The sequence below is a fragment of the Mumia xiangluensis genome (assembly GCF_010994095.1).
Lineage (GTDB): Bacteria > Actinomycetota > Actinomycetes > Propionibacteriales > Nocardioidaceae > Mumia > Mumia xiangluensis.
In genome coordinates, this window is sequence record NZ_WJYO01000001.1 from 311,087 (window position 1) to 329,755 (window position 18,669).

General features: G+C 71.4%; 16 protein-coding genes. 4 read left to right on the forward strand and 12 right to left on the reverse strand.

Translation table 11 applies throughout. The annotated features are described in order from the left end of the window. The first annotated feature begins 9 nt into the window (after positions 1-9). Complete coding sequence (locus GH747_RS01370) at positions 10-348, forward strand: winged helix-turn-helix transcriptional regulator (protein WP_149767566.1); 339 nt, start codon at positions 10-12, stop codon at positions 346-348. A gap of 58 nt (positions 349-406) precedes the next feature. Here GH747_RS01370 and GH747_RS01375 read toward each other — a convergent pair whose 3' ends face one another. Next, a complete protein-coding gene (locus tag GH747_RS01375) occupies positions 407-1,393 on the reverse strand; it encodes a TAXI family TRAP transporter solute-binding subunit (protein WP_149767568.1) in 987 nt (328 codons plus the stop codon). Between the two features lie 7 nt (positions 1,394-1,400). Beyond that, the gene (locus tag GH747_RS01380) at positions 1,401-3,518 is read right to left on the reverse strand and encodes a TRAP transporter permease (RefSeq protein ID WP_149767569.1); all 2,118 of its coding nucleotides are present in this window, start codon (positions 3,516-3,518) and stop codon (positions 1,401-1,403) included. Positions 3,519-3,628: 110 nt separating this feature from the next. Between GH747_RS01380 and GH747_RS01385 the strand changes: the two genes are divergently transcribed. Both GH747_RS01385 and GH747_RS01390 read left to right on the forward strand, forming a co-directional pair. After that, on the forward strand, positions 3,629-4,291 hold the full coding sequence (locus GH747_RS01385) for a response regulator transcription factor (protein WP_149767571.1): 663 nt from the start codon (positions 3,629-3,631) through the stop codon (positions 4,289-4,291). 3 nt (positions 4,292-4,294) lie between these two features. Then, positions 4,295-5,692: a sensor histidine kinase gene (locus tag GH747_RS01390; protein WP_149767573.1), complete on the forward strand. Its 1,398-nt coding sequence runs from the start codon at positions 4,295-4,297 to the stop codon at positions 5,690-5,692. Here the strand turns inward: GH747_RS01390 and GH747_RS01395 are convergent. Further along, positions 5,631-6,581, reverse strand: a complete 951-nt coding sequence (locus GH747_RS01395; protein ID WP_163695238.1) for a TAXI family TRAP transporter solute-binding subunit — start codon at positions 6,579-6,581, stop codon at positions 5,631-5,633. The two genes, GH747_RS01390 and GH747_RS01395, sit on opposite strands and share 62 nt — an antisense overlap. A 53-nt stretch (positions 6,582-6,634) precedes the next feature. Between GH747_RS01395 and GH747_RS01400 the strand changes: the two genes are divergently transcribed. Next, positions 6,635-6,928, forward strand: coding sequence for a hypothetical protein (locus GH747_RS01400; protein WP_149767577.1), 294 nt, complete (start codon positions 6,635-6,637; stop codon positions 6,926-6,928). 225 nt (positions 6,929-7,153) lie between these two features. Here the strand turns inward: GH747_RS01400 and GH747_RS01405 are convergent, their stop codons facing one another. The 9 genes from GH747_RS01405 to GH747_RS01445 form a co-directional block, all read right to left on the reverse strand. Then, the gene (locus GH747_RS01405) at positions 7,154-7,903 is read right to left on the reverse strand and encodes an enoyl-CoA hydratase-related protein (RefSeq protein WP_149767578.1); all 750 of its coding nucleotides are present in this window, start codon (positions 7,901-7,903) and stop codon (positions 7,154-7,156) included. Between the two features lie 33 nt (positions 7,904-7,936). Continuing rightward, complete coding sequence (locus GH747_RS01410) at positions 7,937-9,103, reverse strand: acyl-CoA dehydrogenase family protein (RefSeq protein ID WP_149767580.1); 1,167 nt, start codon at positions 9,101-9,103, stop codon at positions 7,937-7,939. Then, positions 9,100-11,145: an ATP-binding protein gene (locus tag GH747_RS01415; RefSeq protein ID WP_149767582.1), complete on the reverse strand. Its 2,046-nt coding sequence runs from the start codon at positions 11,143-11,145 to the stop codon at positions 9,100-9,102. The genes GH747_RS01410 and GH747_RS01415 overlap by 4 nt, the downstream gene beginning before the upstream one ends. 73 nt (positions 11,146-11,218) lie before the next feature. Next, positions 11,219-12,769, reverse strand: a complete 1,551-nt coding sequence (locus GH747_RS01420) for an acyl-CoA carboxylase subunit beta (protein ID WP_205602783.1) — start codon at positions 12,767-12,769, stop codon at positions 11,219-11,221. Positions 12,770-12,849: 80 nt separating this feature from the next. After that, on the reverse strand, positions 12,850-13,989 hold the full coding sequence (locus GH747_RS01425) for a winged helix DNA-binding domain-containing protein (RefSeq protein WP_149767586.1): 1,140 nt from the start codon (positions 13,987-13,989) through the stop codon (positions 12,850-12,852). A gap of 11 nt (positions 13,990-14,000) precedes the next feature. Next, on the reverse strand, positions 14,001-15,200 hold the full coding sequence (locus GH747_RS01430) for an acyl-CoA dehydrogenase family protein (RefSeq protein WP_149767588.1): 1,200 nt from the start codon (positions 15,198-15,200) through the stop codon (positions 14,001-14,003). Beyond that, positions 15,197-17,140 carry an acyclic terpene utilization AtuA family protein gene (locus GH747_RS01435; protein WP_228552727.1) on the reverse strand — a complete coding sequence of 648 codons (1,944 nt, stop codon included), beginning with the start codon at positions 17,138-17,140 and terminating at the stop codon, positions 15,197-15,199. Before GH747_RS01435 ends, GH747_RS01430 begins: the two co-directional genes overlap by 4 nt. After that, complete coding sequence (locus tag GH747_RS01440; RefSeq protein ID WP_149767590.1) at positions 17,137-18,024, reverse strand: TIGR03084 family metal-binding protein; 888 nt, start codon at positions 18,022-18,024, stop codon at positions 17,137-17,139. The genes GH747_RS01435 and GH747_RS01440 overlap by 4 nt, the downstream gene beginning before the upstream one ends. After that, positions 18,025-18,624: a TetR/AcrR family transcriptional regulator gene (locus GH747_RS01445; RefSeq protein WP_228552728.1), complete on the reverse strand. Its 600-nt coding sequence runs from the start codon at positions 18,622-18,624 to the stop codon at positions 18,025-18,027. Positions 18,625-18,669 lie beyond the last annotated feature (45 nt).

Below are 18,669 nucleotides of genomic sequence, written 5' to 3' on the forward strand. Positions count from 1 at the left end.
AGGTAAGAAATGAGCGATGACGGCGACTTCGGCCCGTACACCTGCGCACTCGATGCCGGTATGACGGTCGTCGGAGGCAAGTGGAAGGCCCTCATCCTCTGGGCACTCCGGGACGGACCGCTCCGCTTCGGCGCGCTCCGGCGGGAGGTCGGGGCGATCAGCGAGAAAATGCTGATCCAGCAGCTCAAGGAGCTTCAGGCGTACGGCGTCGTCCACCGCGAGTCGTACCACGAGGTCCCGCCACGCGTGGAGTACTCGATGACGCCCTCGGGCAAGGCCCTGCTCGACGCCCTGGATCCGCTCGGCGACTGGGCGGAGCAGCACCGGGAGCAGATCCTTACGCGCTGAGTGCGGGGAAGGACCCTCGCCCCTCCCCGCACGCAGCTCCGCGCCGCACCGCGGGCGGCTACTGGATCTCCTCGATCGCCCGCTCCGACCCGGGGTGGACCGGGATGGGGTCGGACTTCGCCGCGTCGTCGATCGTGATGTCCTTGGCTGCCGGGTGCACCGCGACCAGCGCGTCGGTGTCCTCGTAGACGAGGGTCGTCAGCGCGCACGCGACGTTGTCGGGCATGTCGTTGCGAGCGAGCAGGACGTTCGGGACGGCGATCGTCGGCACGTCGGCGTCCAGCTCGTACGTGGCGGCCGGGATCGTCGCCTCCTCGTAGACCGGGTTGACCTCCTGCAGTGCCGCCAGCTGCGGCGTGATGTCGAGGAACTCCACGTCGTCGCCCATCGAGGTGAACAGGTCAGTGATCGCCGGCGTCGGGAGACCCCCGGACCAGACCAGCCCGTCGATCGACCCGTCCTTCATGCCGTCCACGGTCTTGGTGAGGTCGAGACGCTGCGCCGAGACGTCGTCCTGGGCGAGCCCGGCGGCCTCGATCAGCCGCTGTGCGATGACCTCCGTGCCCGACTTCGGCGAGCCGGTGGAGATCCGCTTGCCCTCGAAGTCCGCGATCGACGCGATGTCGGCGTCCTTGCGGACGACGACCTGGGTGTAGTTCGGATAGATCCGCCCGATCGAGGAGACCTCCTGCTTCTCCGTGAACGACCCCGTGCCCTCGACGGCGTCGGCGGCGGTGTCGGCGAGCGAGAACGCGATGTCGTAGTCGCCGGCGACGAGCTGCTGCACGTTCTGCACCGACGCGCCTGTCTCCGCCGCCGTCGCCTTGAGGTCGGTCTCGTCGTTGATGAGCTGCGCGAGTCCGCCGCCGACGACGTAGTAGACGCCGGTCGAGTTGCCGGTCGCGATGCCGATCCGGCCCGAGCCGGCGTCGCAGCTGTCCTCGTCGCCGCCCGCCTGGTCGTTGTCCTGCTGACCGCCGCAGGCCGCGAGCGCGAGGGACGCGGTGAGGGCGCCGGCGGTGATGAGCGTACGGGTTCGTCTCATGGCTACTTCACTCCTGGGTGATGGGTGTGGCGGTGGGCGTCGGACGACTCCCCCGGCGGCCGAGCACGTGGACGACCACGGCCGCGGCGAGCAGCGCGAGGCCGACGGCGATCGACACCGGGACGAGGTAGAGGAGGAGGAGAGCGGCCGGGATGCAGAGCAGCCGCTCGAGGCGCCGGGTCGGTCCGAACATCCAGCCCGACGTCGCGACGGCGAGCGCGGCGACCGCGCACGCGACGACGAGGGTCGTCCAGACGACGTCGACGAACGGTCCACGCCCGAGGAGGGCGGCGCCGTTGTCGGTCATGATGAAGGCCATCGGGGCCAGGAACGCGGGCAGCGTGTACTTGCACGCCTGCCACATCGTGGCGATCACCTTGCCGCCCGTGATCGCGGCGGACGCGACGGCCGCGAGCGCCGTCGGCGGTGACACCTCCGACAGCACGGCGTAGTAGAAGATGAACATCGCGACCTCGGGACCGTCCGCGCCGAGGCTGATCAGCGCCGGGCCGATGACGATCCAGCTGAGGATGAAGGACGCGGTGACCGGGACGGCGAGCCCGAGCACGATGATCGCGACGGCGGAGAACAGCGCGCTGAGCACGACCAGCGTGGCGTGGTTGGGCGCGAGAGCGTCGGCGGCGTCGACGAGCAGGTCCGACAGCACCTGGCCCAGGCCGGTCTTCGCGATGGTCGACGTGATCACACCAGCGGCGGCACAGACGGCGATCACCGGGACCGCGGCGCGGATGCCGGTCGCGAGCGCGACGTAGAGACGGGCGGCGTAGTCGCGGACGGAGTCGCCCAGCGGCAGGGTCTCGGCCGTGGCCTGGTCCTCCTCGATGCCGCCGGCGAACCTCCGTCGCGACAGCACCGCCTCGAGGAGCCCGAAGAACGCGGCTACCGCCGTCGCGTACACGACCGCCTTGAACGGCGGGACGTCCAGCGCGAGGAACACGATGATCACGCCGAGGCTCACGAAGTGGTAGCCGAACCGGCCGAGCAGCGCCCACGGGCTGTTGACGTCGACGTCGACCCTGCGCGCCCCGAAGCGCCGCGCGTCGATCTCGACCGCCAGGAAGATGCCGAGGTAGTAGAGCAGCGTCGGGACGAGCGCCCAGCCGAGCACCTGGAGGTACGAGACGCCGAGATACTCCGCGATGATGAACGCCGCTGCACCGAGGGTCGGCGGCGACAGGATCGCGCCGATGCCGGACGCCGCGAGCATGCCGCCGGCCGCCTCGCGCGGGTAGCCCGCACGCTTGAGGATCGGCCACGCGAACGACCCGAGCGTGACCGCAGTCGCAGTCCCCGAGCCCGACACGGTGCCCAGCAGGAAGCCGGACGTCGCGACCGTACGACCCGGAGCCGTGCCCGACTTCCGGAACAGCGAGAAGCTGAACTCCACGAAGAAGCGCCCCGCGCCCATCCGGTCGAGCACCGCCCCGTAGATCGTGAAGAGCACGATGTACGACGCTGCGACGTCGAGCGGGACCCCGAAGAAGCCGCTCGCCTCGTTGTAGAGCGCGTTGACGATCTGGTCGATGTCCTCGCCCCGGTGCGAGATCACCCAGTCGATCGGCAGGAAGCCGCCGTAGTAGGCGTACGCCAGGAACGCCACGCACACGATCGGGAGGACCCAGCCCGTCGTACGGCGCGTCGCCTCGAGGACGAGCAGGAGGAGGACGAGGCCCGCGGCGACGTCGAGCGGCTCGAGCGCGCCCTGCCGGTCGAGGAATGAGCTGAAGCCCCCGCCGCCGGCGCTCCACTCGGGGAGGGGAAGGACCGGGTAGAGCCCGACGACGAGGGCGGCCAGTGCGAGCAGCCAGTCGACCGGACCGGGATCGTCACGGGTGTCGGTACGGCGTCGGGCGCGCCCGCGGTACAGGAGGAAGGCCAGCGGCAGGGTGACGCCGAGGAAGACGATCAGGTAGTACTGGTTGCCCTGCCGCAGGGGGAAGAACACCTGCCAGAGGACGAAGGCCGCGACCACGAAGCACCACAGCGTCATCGCGCGGTCCCACCGCCTCGAGAGCCGACGTGAGGGGCGCTCCTCGTCGTACTCGGATGCGAGGTGGTCGAGGTCTTCCTTGTCGACCGGGGTATCGCGCTCGGCGGTGGGCATGACCGGTAACGTATGCGTGACCCAGGTCACAGAGACCGGTCCGAGCGCCAGCCTTTACACAGTCTTGACGTCGCGCACGATGCCATCGAGACACCCCCAGGAGGCCCGCCGTGCGAGTCCTTCTCGTCGAGGACGACGACGCCGTCGCCAGCGCACTCGCGGCCGCCCTCCAACGCGTGGGGCTGGCGGTCGACCGCGCCGGCGACGCCGAAGAAGGGTGGCAGAAGCACGGCGACGCGGCACTCGTCCTGCTCGACATGGGGCTTCCCGACTCCGACGGGTTGGCGCTGTGCCGACGCATCCGGGCCGCACAGAGCGAGGTGCCGATCATCGCCGTCACGGCTCGGCGCGCCGAGGCGTCCGTCGTGGCGGCACTGCAGTCGGGGGTCGACGACTACGTCACCAAGCCGTACAGCACCGAGGTGCTTCTGGCGCGCATCGACGCAGTCATGCGGAGGGTCGGTCGAGGGCTGATGATCGGCGACGTCGTGGTGGGCGACCTCGCCCTCCAGCCCGAGGACCAGCGCGCCGCCCTCGGCGACACCGAGCTCGACCTCACTCCGAAGGAGTTCGAGCTCCTCCTCGTCCTCGCCCAGAACGCGGGCCACGTGGTCGACCGGACCGCGCTCATGGAGCAGATCTGGAACACGACCTGGGTCGGCGGTTCGCGGACGCTCGACGTCCACGTGGCCACGCTGCGGGCCAAGCTGGGCCGCCCCGACCTGATCGAGACCGTGCGCGGCAAGGGCTACCGCATGCCGACGGCAGGGTGAGCCGTGCGCCGCCGTCTGCTCGTCCTCTCCACCGTCGCCCTGTCGTTCCTCCTCGTCGCGCTGATCGTCCCGTTGATCGGCACGTACGCCTCGGACCGCACCCAGGACCTCTTCGTGATCCGGCAGGCCGACCTCAACCGGCTCACGGTCGTCGCCGGCACCGCCGTGGAGACCGGGTCGGTCGCCTCGCTGAGGTCCGAGCTCGCCCGGTACGAGGAGGTGTACGACGCCCGGCTCGTCGTCGTCGACGCCGACCGCCGTACGGTCGCCGCCTCCCCCGGTGAGCTCGACCCCGCAGCGGTCCCCCGCGAGGTCTCCCGGGCGCTGGCCGGGAACAGCGCCGAGGAGCCGCAGCCCTTCTGGCCGTGGTCGGCCGACACGTACGTCGTCGCGGCGCCGATCGGGCGCGACGCCCAGGTGCTCGGTGCCGTGGTGATGGAGATCCCGACCGGCGGGGTCCGCGGCGACGTCGCCGCGCGTCTCGCCCTGCTGCTCGGCGCCGGACTCGGCGTCCTGCTCCTCGCCGCCGTCGGTGTCGCCGTCCCGCTCGTCCGGTGGATCCTCCGCCCCGTCGACGAGCTCGACGACGCGACGCGGCGGATGGCGCACGGCGACCTCTCGACCCGCGTGCCGGCCGACGACGGACCGCCCGAGCTGCGCCGGCTGGCGTCGTCGTTCAACGACATGGCCGACCATGTCGAGGTCTCCCAGCAGCAGCAGGCCGAGCTGGTGGCCGACGCCTCCCACCAGCTGGGCAATCCCCTGACAGCGCTCCGGCTCCGCGTCGAGACGTTGAGCGCGAAGGCCGACGCCGACGTCGCGGCCGAGCTCGACCTCGTGCTCCGCGAGACCGACAGGCTCACCCGCATCGTCGACTCGCTGCTCGACCTCGGCCAGGTCGAGGCCGAGCGCGCCCCGCAGGTCCCGGTGGACGTCGCCGACGCCGTACGCGCACGCTGCCGCGTCTGGGAGCCCGCGATCGCCGACCTTCGGGTCGACGCTCCGCCCCGTGCGACGGCGCTCGCGACCGCCGACCTCGTCGACGTCGTCCTCGACGCGGTGCTCGACAACGCGACGAAGTTCGCTGGCGGCGCCGCGGTCGAGGTGACCGTCGCCGAGGGATCCCGGACGGTCGACCTCGTGGTGCGGGACCACGGCCCCGGGATACCCGACGAGGACCTGTCGAAGGTGGGTGCGCGATTCTTCCGTGGGACGCGGCACCAGAACGTGCACGGCACCGGCCTCGGGCTGGCGATCGTACGGGCGCACGTGGCCAAGTCGGGCGGGGAGCTCGCCGTACGCCGGCCGGACGGCGACGGCCTCGAGGTCTGCGTGACCCTCAGGCGCCCCGCTCGCGGTAGTAGCGCAGCGCCCCCGGATGCAGCGCGAGCGGCGACGTGAAGATCGCCGCACCGAACGTCGGTTGACTGACGCCGGGCTCGAGGCGCTCGATCTCGTCCTGCGCCTCGAAGACGAGCCGCGTGATCGCGTACGCGAGGTCGTCTCCGACGGCTGGGTTCGCGACGAGGTAGTTCTTGACGCTGAGCGTGCTCACGGCGTCGGGCAGGCCGTACGCGCTCGGCGGGATCGGCGCCCGCACGTACTGCGGCCCGTACGCCGCGACCATCGGCTCGACCGCGTCGCCCAGGTCGAGCAGCCGGAGCGGCACCTGGTCCGAGAGCAGCGCGATGGCCTGGTTGGGGAGACCGCTGACGAAGAAGAACGCGTCGAGCCGTCCCGAGCGAAGGTCGTCGGCCGAGTCCTGCAACGAGGAGTCGGCGAAGCGTGCGGTCGGCTCGCGCACGCCGTGGACGTCGAGGATGCGGCCGGCGATGACCCGCGTCCCGGACCCTGGCGCGCCGACGCCGATGCGCGCCGTCCGCAGGTCGGCGACGCGGCGGACTCCGGAGTCCTCGCGGACGACGAGGTGGACGAAGCTGTCGTACATCCGCGCCAACGCGACCAGGTCGCGGTCGTCGGACGTGACGGCGTCGGCGGCCGCATCGCCGAGGGAGAATCCGACGTCGCACTCCCGTTCGGCGACGAGGCGCAGGTTCTCGAGGGAGGCATCGGTGCCGTGCGCCTGCGCATCGACGCCGTCGAGCCTCGTCTCGAGCACGGTCGTCAGCGCGCGGCCGTACCGTACGAAGACGCCGCCCGGGTTGCCTGTCGCGATGCGTACCCTGGCGCTGTCGAACTGGGCCCAGCCCCGGCCGACGCACCCCGAGACGCCGGCGAGCAACGGGAGTCCGAGCAGCGCCAGCGCGCGACGGCGGGGAAGGTCGGGCACCGGACGATCATAGAGCCTTGCGCGTCGTACATGTGTTCGAATAGACTCCAGTCATGTTCGAGATCGGATGCGTCGACGGGGTGATTCGGACGCGGGCGTCGCACCGGAGCGCCGACGTCCTCAACGTCGGCCGCACCCAACGCCTCGCGACCGACCGACACCGCGACTTCGGGCGCACCGACCTCGACGACCTGCTCGGGCTCTGTCCGCGCTGTCACCACCTGCTGCACGCGGGCAAGCTCCACGCAGAGCGTGACTCGGACACTGGGGAGGTCGTCCTCCGGAAACGTCTCGGCAGCGGGTCAGCGCACGGGAGGAGCTCGAGCGCGGGGTCCGTCGGATGCTGATCCAACGCCAGCTGCGCGAGATCCGGCGACTGATGCGCGAGACCTCGCAACGTGAGCAATCCGCACACGCGGCGTGAGGTTTCGCCGCACCCTGGATGCACGCACGCCGGGCACGACCGGACGGGGGACCGGTCGTACCCGGCGTGCGTCGTGCTTCGCGCGTCGTGCCGGCGTACCGCGCGTGCAGCAGGCAAACGTGTCTGGGCAGCGGAACAGCCCAGCGCGTCAGCCCTTCTTGCGGTTCAGGAATGCCAGCATCGCCGTACGCGCCTCGTCCGAGCCGAACAACCGCCCGGACTGCTCGGCGACCTCGTCACCGAGTGCGTCGATCCGCGCGACGAGGTCGGCGTTGAGCAGTGCCTTGGTCTCGCGCAGCCCCTGCGGGTACGCCTTGCGGAGACCGACCAGCACCCGCTCGAGCGCGGAGTCCAGCTCGGCCGCGGGCACGACCTCGGTCACGAGCCCGTACGCCGCCGCGTCCGCCGCCGAGAAGGTCTCCCCCGTCAGGAACGTCCGCGACGCGGCACGCGGAGTCATGCGCGCGAGCGTGGTCAGGGAGATGACCGCAGGCGCGAGCGCGAGGCGTACCTCGGTGAACGCGAACGTCACCTCCTCCGCGCACACGACGACATCGGCCGCCCCGACGATCCCCAGACCACCCGCACGGACCGGTCCGTGCAGCCGGACGACGACTGGTTTCGGCAGGGTGGCGATGAGGCGCTGGAGCTCGACGAGTCCCTTCGCACCCTCGACCATCCCGCCGCCCGCCGCCTCCGAGAGGTCGGCGCCAGAGCAGAACACCGTCCCCGCGCCGGCGATCACGACGGCGAGCACGTCGGGGTCGGCGGCCGCCGTCTCGAGATGTCCGGAGAGCTCCGTCACGAGCTGCTTCGACAGCGCGTTGCGGTTGTGCTGGCTGTCCAGGGTGATGGTCGCGACCTGGTCCGCGACCTCGAGGTGGACGAGCTCGGTCATGGGTTGTGCTCCTTCGGTGGGGCCGGGCGGGGATCAGTACGACTTCGGGAGACCGAGCGAGAACTGCGCGACGAAGTTGAGCACCATCTCGCGGCTCACCGGTGCGATGCGCGACAGACGCGAGCCTGCCAGCATCTGCACCAACCCGTACTCCTCCGCGAGGCCGTTGCCGCCGTGGGTCTGGATCGCCCGGTCCACGGCGGCACAGACGACCTCACCCGCGGCGTACTTGGCCATGTTCGCGGCCTCGCCGGCACCCATGTGGTCGCCCGCGGCGTAGAGCGCCGCCGCCTTCTGCGTCATGAGGCGAGCGAGCTCGATCTCGATGTGGGTCTGCGCGAGCGGGTGCGCCACGGCCTGGTGGGCACCGATCGGCGCCTTCCACACCTGACGCGTCTTCGCGTACTCGGTGGCGAGCTCGAGGGCGAGCCGTGCCGTGCCGGTCGCGAACGACGCCGCCATGATCCGCTCGGGGTTGAGCCCGGCGAACAGCTGCTCGATCCCGGCGTCCTCGCTGCCGATCAGCGCGTCCGACGGAAGGACGACGTCGTCGAAGAACAGCGTGAACTGCTTCTCGGGGCTGACGATCCCCATCGGGATCTCCTGCCACGTGAATCCCGGGGCATCGGTGGGGACGAGGAACAGCGCCGGCTTGAGGTTGCCGGTCTTGTGGTCCTCGGTCCGCGCGACGACCAGCACCTGGCTCGCCTCGTCGACGCCCGAGATGAAGGTCTTTCCGCCGGACAGGCGCCAGCCACCGTCCTCCTGGCGGTACGCCGTCGTGGTGATCTTGTGCGAGTTCGAGCCGGCGTCCGGCTCGGTGATCGAGAACGCGAAGGTGCTCGTTCCGTCAGCGAGGCCAGGGAGCCAGCGCTGCTTCTGCTCGTCGGTGCCGTACTGCGCGATGATCGTGCCGACGATCGCGGGCGAGACCACCATCAGCAGCAGCGGGCACCCGGCCGCGGCCAGCTCCTCGCAGACGGCCGCGAGGTCGCCGATCTCGCCGCCGCCACCGCCGTACTCCTCCGGCACGGCGACGCCGAGGTAGCCGAGCTTGCCGGCCTCCTCCCACAGCTCGGTCGTCTTGCGACCCTCGCGATAGGCGGCGTTGAAGTAGTCGCGGCCGTACTTGCGGCCGAGCTCGGCTACCGCCTTGCGGAGGTCACGGCGCTCCTCGGACTCGGCGAATGCGGTGCTCATGCGGTCTCTCCTTCGTCGGTGCCTTCGATCACGGCGAGCACGGCGCCGGACTCGACCTGCGAGCCTGCGCTGACCGCGAGCTCGGTGACGACGCCATCGGTCGGCGCCGTGATGGTGTGCTGCATCTTCATGGCCTCGAGGACGACGACCACGTCGCCCTGCGAGACGGCCTGGCCCTGCTCGACACCGACCGAGATCACGGACCCCGGCATCGGCGCGAGAAGGGACCCGGCGACGACCTGGTCGGCGGGGTCGGTGAACCGTGGGACGACCGTGAGGTCGAGCGGTCCGGCGGGGCCGTCGACGTCGATGGAGGCGCCGTCACGTGCGACCGCGTACGCCCGTGCCACACCGTCACGCTCCAGCACGACACGGTCTGCCGTGACAACGCTCGCGACAGGCACGACCGCGTCGTCGTCGGAGTCGGCGGCCTGCGGGGTGAGGCGGCCGACCACCGACGCGTACGCGACGGAGACCTCTTCACCCCGGACCACGTACGACGCGGTGTGCGGCTGACTCGCGACGTTGCGGAAGCCCGCCGGGATGCGGGACAGGACCGGCGCCGACTCCGCAGCCGCCACTGCCGCAGCGAGCGCTGCGGCAGTGGCGTAGTCGGCGATCGCCGACGCGTCGGCGCGCGGTGCGGACCAGTCGTCGATCCGCTCCTCCAGCAGCAGCGTGCTGAGCTTCCCCGCGGCGAACTCGGGAGCGCCGAGGATGCCGTGGAGGAGGTCGAGGTTCGTGGTGACGCCGTGCAAGCGCGTACGGCCCAGCGCCCCGCGCAGAGTCCGGATCGCCGAGGCGCGGTCAGGGCCGTACGCGATCACCTTGGCCAGCATCGCGTCGTAGTGGATACCGACCTCGCTGCCCGCCTCGACACCGGAGTCCAGCCGCAGTCCGTACGCCGACGGACCGGTGAAGCGGGCGACAGAACCAGGCAGGTCGAACGAGCGGACCGTGCCGGTCTGCGGAGAGAAGTCGTCGGCGGCGTCCTCGGCGTACAGGCGGACCTCGATCGCGTGGCCCCGCGGTGCCGGAGGCTCCGACATCCCGGCCACCTCCTGGAGCGCCCGCCCCTCGGCGACGGCGATCTGCAGGGCGACCAGGTCGAGTCCCGTGACGGCCTCGGTGACCGGGTGCTCCACCTGGAGCCGCGTGTTCATCTCCAGGAAGGAGATCAGCGCGGACTGCTCGTCTCGTTCCTCCACGCTCTGCCCATGCTCGTCTCGTTCCTCGACGAGGAACTCGACCGTCCCCGCGCCGGTGTATCCCACCTGCTTCACGAGAGAGCGGGCGGCGTCGTGCAGCGCCGTACGGGTGGCGTCGGACAGCCCGGGTGCGGGAGCCTCCTCGACGACCTTCTGGTGCCTGCGCTGCAGCGAGCAGTCACGGTCACCGAGGACCCAGCAGGTCCCGTGGGAGTCGGCCATCACCTGGACCTCGATGTGCCGGGCGTGCTCGAGGTAGTGCTCGACGAACACGGTCGTGTCGCCGAACGCCGACCCGGCCTCCGCGGCAGCCTGCTCCATCGCGGCCGGCAGCGCATCGAGGTCGCGCACGACGCGCATGCCGCGACCGCCGCCACCCGAGGACGCCTTGACGACGAGCGGGAGGTCGGAGGTCGTCATGGCCTCGGGCTCGAGCATCCCGGCCACCGGGCCGCCTGCTGCCGCCATGAGCTCCTTGGAACGCACCTTCGACCCCATCGCCTCGATCGCCTCGGGATCGGGGCCGATCCAGACGAGCCCGGCGTCCCGCACGGCGGCGGCGAAGTCGGCGTTCTCCGACAGGAATCCGTAGCCCGGGTGGATCGCGTCCGCACCCGACGCCTGCGCAGCCGCGATGACGAGGTCTCCACGCAGGTACGTCTCACCGGGCGCGTTGCCCGGGAGGCGGACGGCGGCGTCGGCGTCGCGGACGAACGGGGCGTCCGCGTCGGCGTCGGAGTGCACCGCCACCGTCGCGATGCCGAGTGCTCGGCACGTCGCGAACACCCGCCGGGCGATCTCGCCCCGGTTCGCGACCAGCACCTTCTGAATCATCGTGCTCTCTCCTTCATCCATCCCGCTGGTCGAGTAGTCCGAGCCCCCCAGGGCGAGGGCGTATCGAGACCCGTCACAGTCGGAACACCCCGTAGCCGCGGGCACCCTCGACGGGGGCAGTCGCGATCGCGCTCAGGCAGATGCCGAGCACGGTGCGGGTGTCGCGCGGGTCGATGACACCGTCGTCGTACAGGAGCCCTGACGTGAAGTACGCCAGCGACTGCTCCTCGATCTGCTTCTCGATGAAGGCGCGCATCTGCTTGTCGCCGTCCTCGTCGTACGGCTGCCCCTTCGCCTCGGCGGCTCCGCGCGCGACGATCGAGATGACGCCCGCCAGCTGCGCCGGCCCCATCACCGCGGACTTCGCGTTGGGCCAGCTGAACATGAAGCGCGGGTCGTACGCCCGTCCGCTCATGCCGTAGTGGCCGGCGCCGTACGACGCCCCGATGACGACCGAGATGTGAGGCACCGTCGAGTTGGAGACGGCGTTGATCATCTGGGCGCCGTGCTTGATGATGCCGCCCTGCTCGTACTCGGCACCGACCATGTATCCGGTCGTGTTGTGCAGGAACAGCAGCGGCGTGTCGGTCTGGTTGGCGAGCTGGATGAACTGCGTCGCCTTCTGGGCCTCCTCGCTGAACAGCACGCCCTGCGCGTTGGCGAGGATGCCGATCGGGAAGCCGTGCACGGACGCGAACCCCGTGACGAGCGAGGAGCCGTACAACGGCTTGAACTCGTCGAAGCCCGATCCGCCCTCCGGAGCGCCGTCGACGATGCGCGCGATCACCTCACGCGGGTCGAACGGCACCTTGAGGTCCGACGGCACGAGGTCGAGCAGCTCGTCGACGTCGAAGGCCGGCTCCGCGTACGAGGCAGCGGCGGACGGCCCCTGCTTGCGCCAGTTGAGGCGACGGACGATCTGGCGGCCGAGGCGGATCGCGTCGTACTCGTCGACGGCGAGGTAGTCCGCCAGTCCCGAGGTGCGCGCGTGCATCTCCGCACCGCCGAGCGACTCGTCGTCCGACTCCTCGCCGGTCGCCATCTTCACCAGCGGCGGACCTCCGAGGAAGACCTTGGCGCCCTCCTTCACCATGACGACGTAGTCGCTCATGCCGGGCACGTACGCCCCGCCTGCGGTCGAGTTGCCGAACACCAGCGCCACCGTCGGGACCCGCGCCGCGCTCGAGCGCGTGATGTTGCGGAACGTCGCGCCGCCCGGGATGAAGATGTCCTTCTGCGTCGGCAGGTCGGCACCGCCGGACTCGACGAGGTTGATGGTGGGGAGCCGGTTCTCGGCGGCGATCTGCGCCGCGCGCAGGCCCTTCTTGACCGTGAGCGGGTTGCTCGACCCGCCCTTCACGGTCGGGTCGTTGGCGATGATCATGCACTCCACGCCCTCGACGACACCGATGCCGGTGACGATCGAGCCGCCGACCGGGAAGTCGGTCCCCCACGCGGCGAGCGTGGACAGCTCAAGGAACGGCGCGCCCTCGTCGAGCAGCAGCTCGATGCGCTCACGGGCGAGCAGCTTGCCGCGCGCGTGGTGGCGGTCGATGTAGCGCTGTCCGCCGCCGGCGAGTGCCTTCGCGTGCTGCTCCGCCAGGTCGGCGATCTTCTCCAGCATCGCCTCGCGGTTGGTCGGCACAGTGCGATCGGACGGTGGTCCGTCGCCGGTGGTCGGGGCGGCGTCGGCCGCGGTCGTGGTCATGCGGGTTCCTCCAAGGTGAGCTCGACCGGTTGGCCGAGGTAGCGGGAGAATCGGTCGGCCTGGTGCGCGAAGCGCTCGCGCAGGTCGGCCGGTGTGGGGACGAGCATGGTGAGCGTCAGGACCACCGGGTCGGCCTTGCGCTTCGGACGGGGCCACTTCCAGCCGCCCACGACCCGACCGTCGTCGGTCGCGAGGCCCCAGAAGAAGATGCCCTCCATCGGTTCGCGGACGAAGTCCTCGGACGCGTCGACGACCTGGCGGTTCTTGTACGAGATGAGGTACTCGTCGTACGGCGGGAGCAGGTGGCTGCCCAGCCCGTCGCCGCCGCTGGTTGAGCGAGCCTGCGAGTCGAAGCCACCCACCCCCCAGTACGTCAGCCCCTCGCGTTCGAACGACGCCGCGCCGCACGCCTCGAAGCCGCGGCGCGCGTCGCCGACCGTGATGCCACCCCACCACGACAGGTCGTGGGGGGTCGCCGGGCCGTGGCCCAGCAGGTACCGTCCGGCGAGCCGCGCAACGGCCTCGTCGTGATCCAGCGGAGCAGACGCCGGCACACGGTCGTCGAACGCGGCGAACGTCTGCTGCTTGCCCTGGGGTGCGCCGCTGATCACGACCCGCTCGAGCTCGGCGCGGAGCGTGATGAAGCTGATCCGCTTGGCGGTGTCGACGCCGCGCTGCTCCAGCCGCTCGGCGAGATCCTTGCGGGTGAGGTGGTCGCCGTCCGCGAGAGCGTCGGCAACCGCGTCGAGGACGTTCGTCAGCTCGGCCGGGTCGTCGAGGCCGGTCGCCCGCCACGCCGACCCCATCGTGCGGATGACTCGCGGCCCGGTCAGCTCCAGCATCCAGCGCGCGTCGGCCGGGCGTACGAAGTGCCAGGTCGGACGGAGGACGTGCGTCCGCAGCAGCTCGCCGCTCCCGACGAGCGCACCCACGTCGGCCGCCGTCACCTCGCCGGCGCTGCGCTGGGCGAGCGCCCAGCCGGCGTCGACGTACTCCTGGGCCTGGACGGCACCCAGCAGGTCCACGACGTCGGGCGGGGTCGCGAACGGCTCACCGACGAGGCGCTGGCGCCGCATGCGCTCGGCGCGCACGTCGGCCCAGTCGCCGTCGGATGCCTCGATGTACGTCGCGACCATCGCCGTCCTCCTCAGTAGCCCAGGATCTTCGCGATGAGATCGTTCATGACCTCGGTGGCGCCGCCGCCGATGCCGAGGATGCGGGAGTCGCGGTAGTGGCGCTCGACCTCGGTCTCCCGCATGTATCCCATGCCGCCGTGGACCTGCACGGCCTCGTCGACCACGAAGTCGCAGGCGGCGACGGCGTCGTTCTTGGCGATCGCGGCGTCGGCGGCGAGTCGCATCGGATCGACGCCGGTCGCGCCCGCGGAGAGCGCGGCGGCGCGCTCGACGACCTGCCGCGTGTACGCGCGTGCCGTGACCGTCGCTCGGTGCATCTCGACCAGCTTGTGCCGGATCACCTGGCGCGTCGCGAGCGGTCGTCCAAAGGTCTCGCGCTCCCGCGCGTAGGCGACGGTCAGGTCGAGCGAACGCTGCGCCGTCGCGTACGCCTGGACAGCGAGGCTCAGGCGCTCGTTGACGAACTGCTGCATGACGAGGACGAAGCCGCCGTTCTCCTCGCCCACCAGGTTCTGCACGGGCACGCGAGCCTCGGCGTACGACAGCTCGGCGGTGTCGGAACAGTGCCAGCCCATCTTGCGCAGCGGGTTCGCGACGGTGAACCCGGGCGTCCCCTTGTCGACGACGAGCAGCGAGATGCCGCCGTAGCCGTCGCCGCCGGTGCGTACGGCCGTCGTGACGAAGTCGGCCCGCACTCCGGAGGTGATGAAGGTCTTGGCCCCGTCGACGACGTACGCGTCGCCGTCGCGCACGGCACGGGTCCGCAGGTTCGCGACGTCCGACCCGCCGCCGGGCTCGGTGACCCCGAGCGACCCGATCGTCTCCCCGGCGAGGGTCGGGCGGACGTACCGCTCGATCAACGACGCGCTCTGCTCGGTCGGGTTCGCGCGGTGTGCCGACACGATGTGCGGGAGCGCGATCCCGTGCGTGTAGAGGGCGGCGATCAGACCCGACGAGCCGCCGGCCTCGATCATCGCCTCGGTGACGACGGAGATGTCGAGGACGTCGCCGCCCTCGCCACCGACGTCCTCGGGGAAACCGATCCCGAGCAGGCCCGCCGCGGCTGCCCGCTTGTGCAGGTCGCGCGGGATCTCGCCGTCGTCCTCCCAGCGCGGCAGGTTGTCGACGACCTCGGAACGGACGAACCGCGTCACGGAGTCGCGAAGCGCGGCACGCTCCGGCGTGGACCAGGCGTCGTACGGCGTGGTCATCGCGCCCCCTCGGCCGTTCCTGTGGGGAGGATCGAGGAGGGGACGGACGCGACGCGGGCGCGCAGCCACTCGCCGAGCGCCTTCGCCTGCGGGTCGAACCGTGTGGACGCTGCGACCCCGTCGCCGAGGAAGCCGTGCAGCACGACGTTCACGGCGCGCAGGTTCGGGAGCGGGTGGATCTCGAGGTCCAGCTCGGCGGCCTCGGGCAGCAGCGCGCGTACGCCGGCGTCGTCGAGGAGGTCGACGAGCCACGCGTAGGCGGCCTCGGGGTCGGCGACGTCGCCGCGCACCCACACACCGACGTTGGCGTCGCCCCCCTTGTCGCCCGAGCGCGTGTGCACCACGCGTCCGAGCGGGACCGCTCGCGTGTCGACGCCGCCCTCGCCCGAGCCGGGCCCACCCCCGCTGGTCGAGTAGCCCGAGCCGGGCCCACCCCCGCTGGTCGAGTAGCCCGAAGCCGGCCCGCCCCCGCTGGCCGAGGAGCCCGAACCGGGCGCCCCCCCGCTGGTCGAGTCGCCCGAGCCGGGCCCACCCCCGCTGGTCGAGTAGCCCGAGCCCCTGGGCGAGGGCGTATCGAGACCCCCACCCGACGCCGCGGTCGCGGTCGCGGTCGTGGTCGGCGCAGCGATCTCGATGCGGGTGCCGTCCGCGAGGACGACGGTGTGCGGGACCAGCTCCTGCGCGACGTAGCCGGGCGTGTACACCCCGTACGGTGTCCCGGCCGCCGGCGGGCGGGTGACGGTGAAGCCGGGGTACGAGGCGAGAGCGACCTCAACCGCCGCCGACGAGAACGCACGACCGACCGGGTCCGGAGACGAGTCCTTGACGTGGCAACGCAGCAAGGCGGTGGCCCGCGCCTGGGTGTCGGGGTCCGGCACGTCCGTCCGGTCGAGCTGCCATTCGACCTCGGCCGGCACCCCGGCCGGGGAGTCGGCGAGGGCGTCTTCGATCTGGGCGCGCACGAGCGCGGCCTTCGCCTCGATGTCGAGCCCGGTGAGGACGAGCTCGACGCTGTTGCGGAAGCCGCCGAAGGCGTTGAGGGCGACCTTCGTCGTCGCCGGGGGCGCGGACCCGCGCACGCCGGAGACGGCCACCCGGTCGTTGCCTGCCTGCTCGAGACTGACCGTGTCGAGGTGCGCGACGACGTCGGGTCCGGCGTAGGCGGGGCCGGCGATCTCGTACACGAGCTGGGCCGTGACCGTGTCGACGGTGACGACGCCGCCGGTGCCCTCGTGCTTGGTGATGACGGAGCTGCCGTCTGCCGCGATCTCGGCGATCGGGAATCCGGGGTGCAGCATGAGCTTGGGGTCGAGCTCGGCGAACCCGGCGTAGTTGCCACCGGTCGCCTGGGTCCCGCACTCGATCACGTGCCCGGCGACCACGGCGCCCGCGAGCCGGTCGAAGTCCTCGCGACCCCACCCGTGGGCATGGATGGCCGGCCCGACGACGACCGACGCATCGGTTACGCGCCCGGTGACGACGATGTCGGCACCCGCGTCGAGAGCGGCGGCGATACCGAAGGCGCCGAGGTAGGCGTTGGCCGTCAGGGGCTGCTGACCGGCGTGGCCGACGAGGCCGAGCTCGTCGGCACGCGTACGGAGGTCGTCGCCCTCGACATGGGCGACGACGACGTCGACGCCCTGCTCGGCAGCGATCTCGCGAAGCTTCGCGGCCAGCCCTGCGGGGTTGAGTCCGCCGGCGTTGGTCACGATGCGGACGCCGCGTTCCTTCGCGAAGCCCATGCACTCGGCCATCTGCTTGACGAACGTCTTCGCGTAGCCGAGCGAGGGGTCCTTCAGCCGGTCGCGGCCCAGGATCAGCATCGTGAGCTCGGCGAGGTAGTCACCGGTGAGGTAGTCGAGCTCGCCCTCGGTGAGCATCTCGCGCATCGCGGCGAGACGGTCGCCGTAGAAGCCGGAGCAGTTGCCGATGCGGATCACGCGGCGCCCTCCGCATCCCCTGCCGGACGAGCGTCGCGCGACGCCAGCGGCTTCGGGTCCGGGCCCGGGAGGCCGGCGAACGCCTGGACGAGGTCGAGGTACTCGTCGGCAGCGGAGCCGTGCGCGGTCACGTCGACGTCGGCGCGCACGCGGCGGCGGGTGGCGAGCAGCGCGAAGTCGTACCCGTCTCCTGTGACCCGGTCGACGGCATCCTCCGGCCCGAACGCCCACAGATCACCGTCGGGTCCGGACAGCTCGACGCGGATCGGCGTCGTGGGGACCTCGCGCCCACGAACCAGGTACGCGAAGCCGCGCGTGCGGTAGCCCAGGTTGGCGACGTGCTTGGCGCGAGCGTCGCGCGGCAGCTCGATCCCCAGTGCCTCGGCGACGTCGCGGGCGTGCGCCCAGGTCTCCATCAGGCGGGCGGTCGCCATGGAGGCGGGGCTCATCGGTGGTCCGAACCACGCGATCTTCTCGCCGCGCGGCACGGCCCGCAGCGCATCGGCCAGGCGCGTACGCCCGCCGCGCCACGCCTCGAGCAGATCCACCGGCCCGAGAGCTGCGAGCCGCTCGGCCTCGGCGTCGACGAAGCCGGTCGGGTTCGCGGCGGCGTTCTTCATCAGCTGTCCGAACGCCTCGCCGCCCTCGATCGCAGCGAGCGACGCATCGTCGGTCCAGTGGAGGTGTGCGACCTGGTGGGCGATCGTCCAGCCCTCGGCCGTGGTCGGACGGGCCCAGCCGGCGTCGTCGAGGTCCGCGACGAGGGCATCGAGCTGGGCGCTCTCGGCCCCGAGGTCGGCGAGCACGGAGTCGAGCACGCTGGTGGATCCAGCGGCATCGCGCTCGGCCGGCGCGGGGGTGGTGTCGGGTGATTCGGTGGTCATTCAGCGCTCCAGCTCGGTGTCGAGGGTGTCGGCCCAGGTGTCGAGGATCGAGGCCCGGCGTGCGGTGTCGTCGGTGAGGGACGCCGCGAGGCCGAGGCCCCGGGCGAGGTCGAGGGTGGCTTGGACCAGCTGCCGGTTGCGGCCGCGGGAGTCGTCGATGCCGAGGAGCTCGACGGCGTACGCGTGGGTCTCGCGGCCGATCCTGCGCTCGAGCGGTGCGACCGCCTCGCGGAGGTCCTCGTCGGTGCGCGCGGCGACCCACAGCTCGAGCGCGGCGAAGAACACCGGCGACACGAACTGGGCGGCCAACGCCTCGAGGACGGCGCGGGTGCGGCCCTCCTGCGGGAGGTTGGCGACGGACTGCGCCATCTCGTCGCGGCGGAGCTCGGTGAGGTGCTCGACGGCCGCGATGACGAGCGCCTGCTTGCTCGGGAAGTGGTGCAGCTGCGCGCCGCGGGAGACGCCCGCGCGGTGGGAGACGACGGTGGTGCTGGTCCCTGACCAGCCGACCTCGACCAACGAGTCGACGGTGGCTTCGAGCAGCCGCTGCCGCATGAGCCGGCTGCGCTCTCCCTGGGGCGTGCGCGTGGTCGAGGTCACCCCTGCATCATCACCCCGTAACTAACAAACAGTCAACCCTGTTTC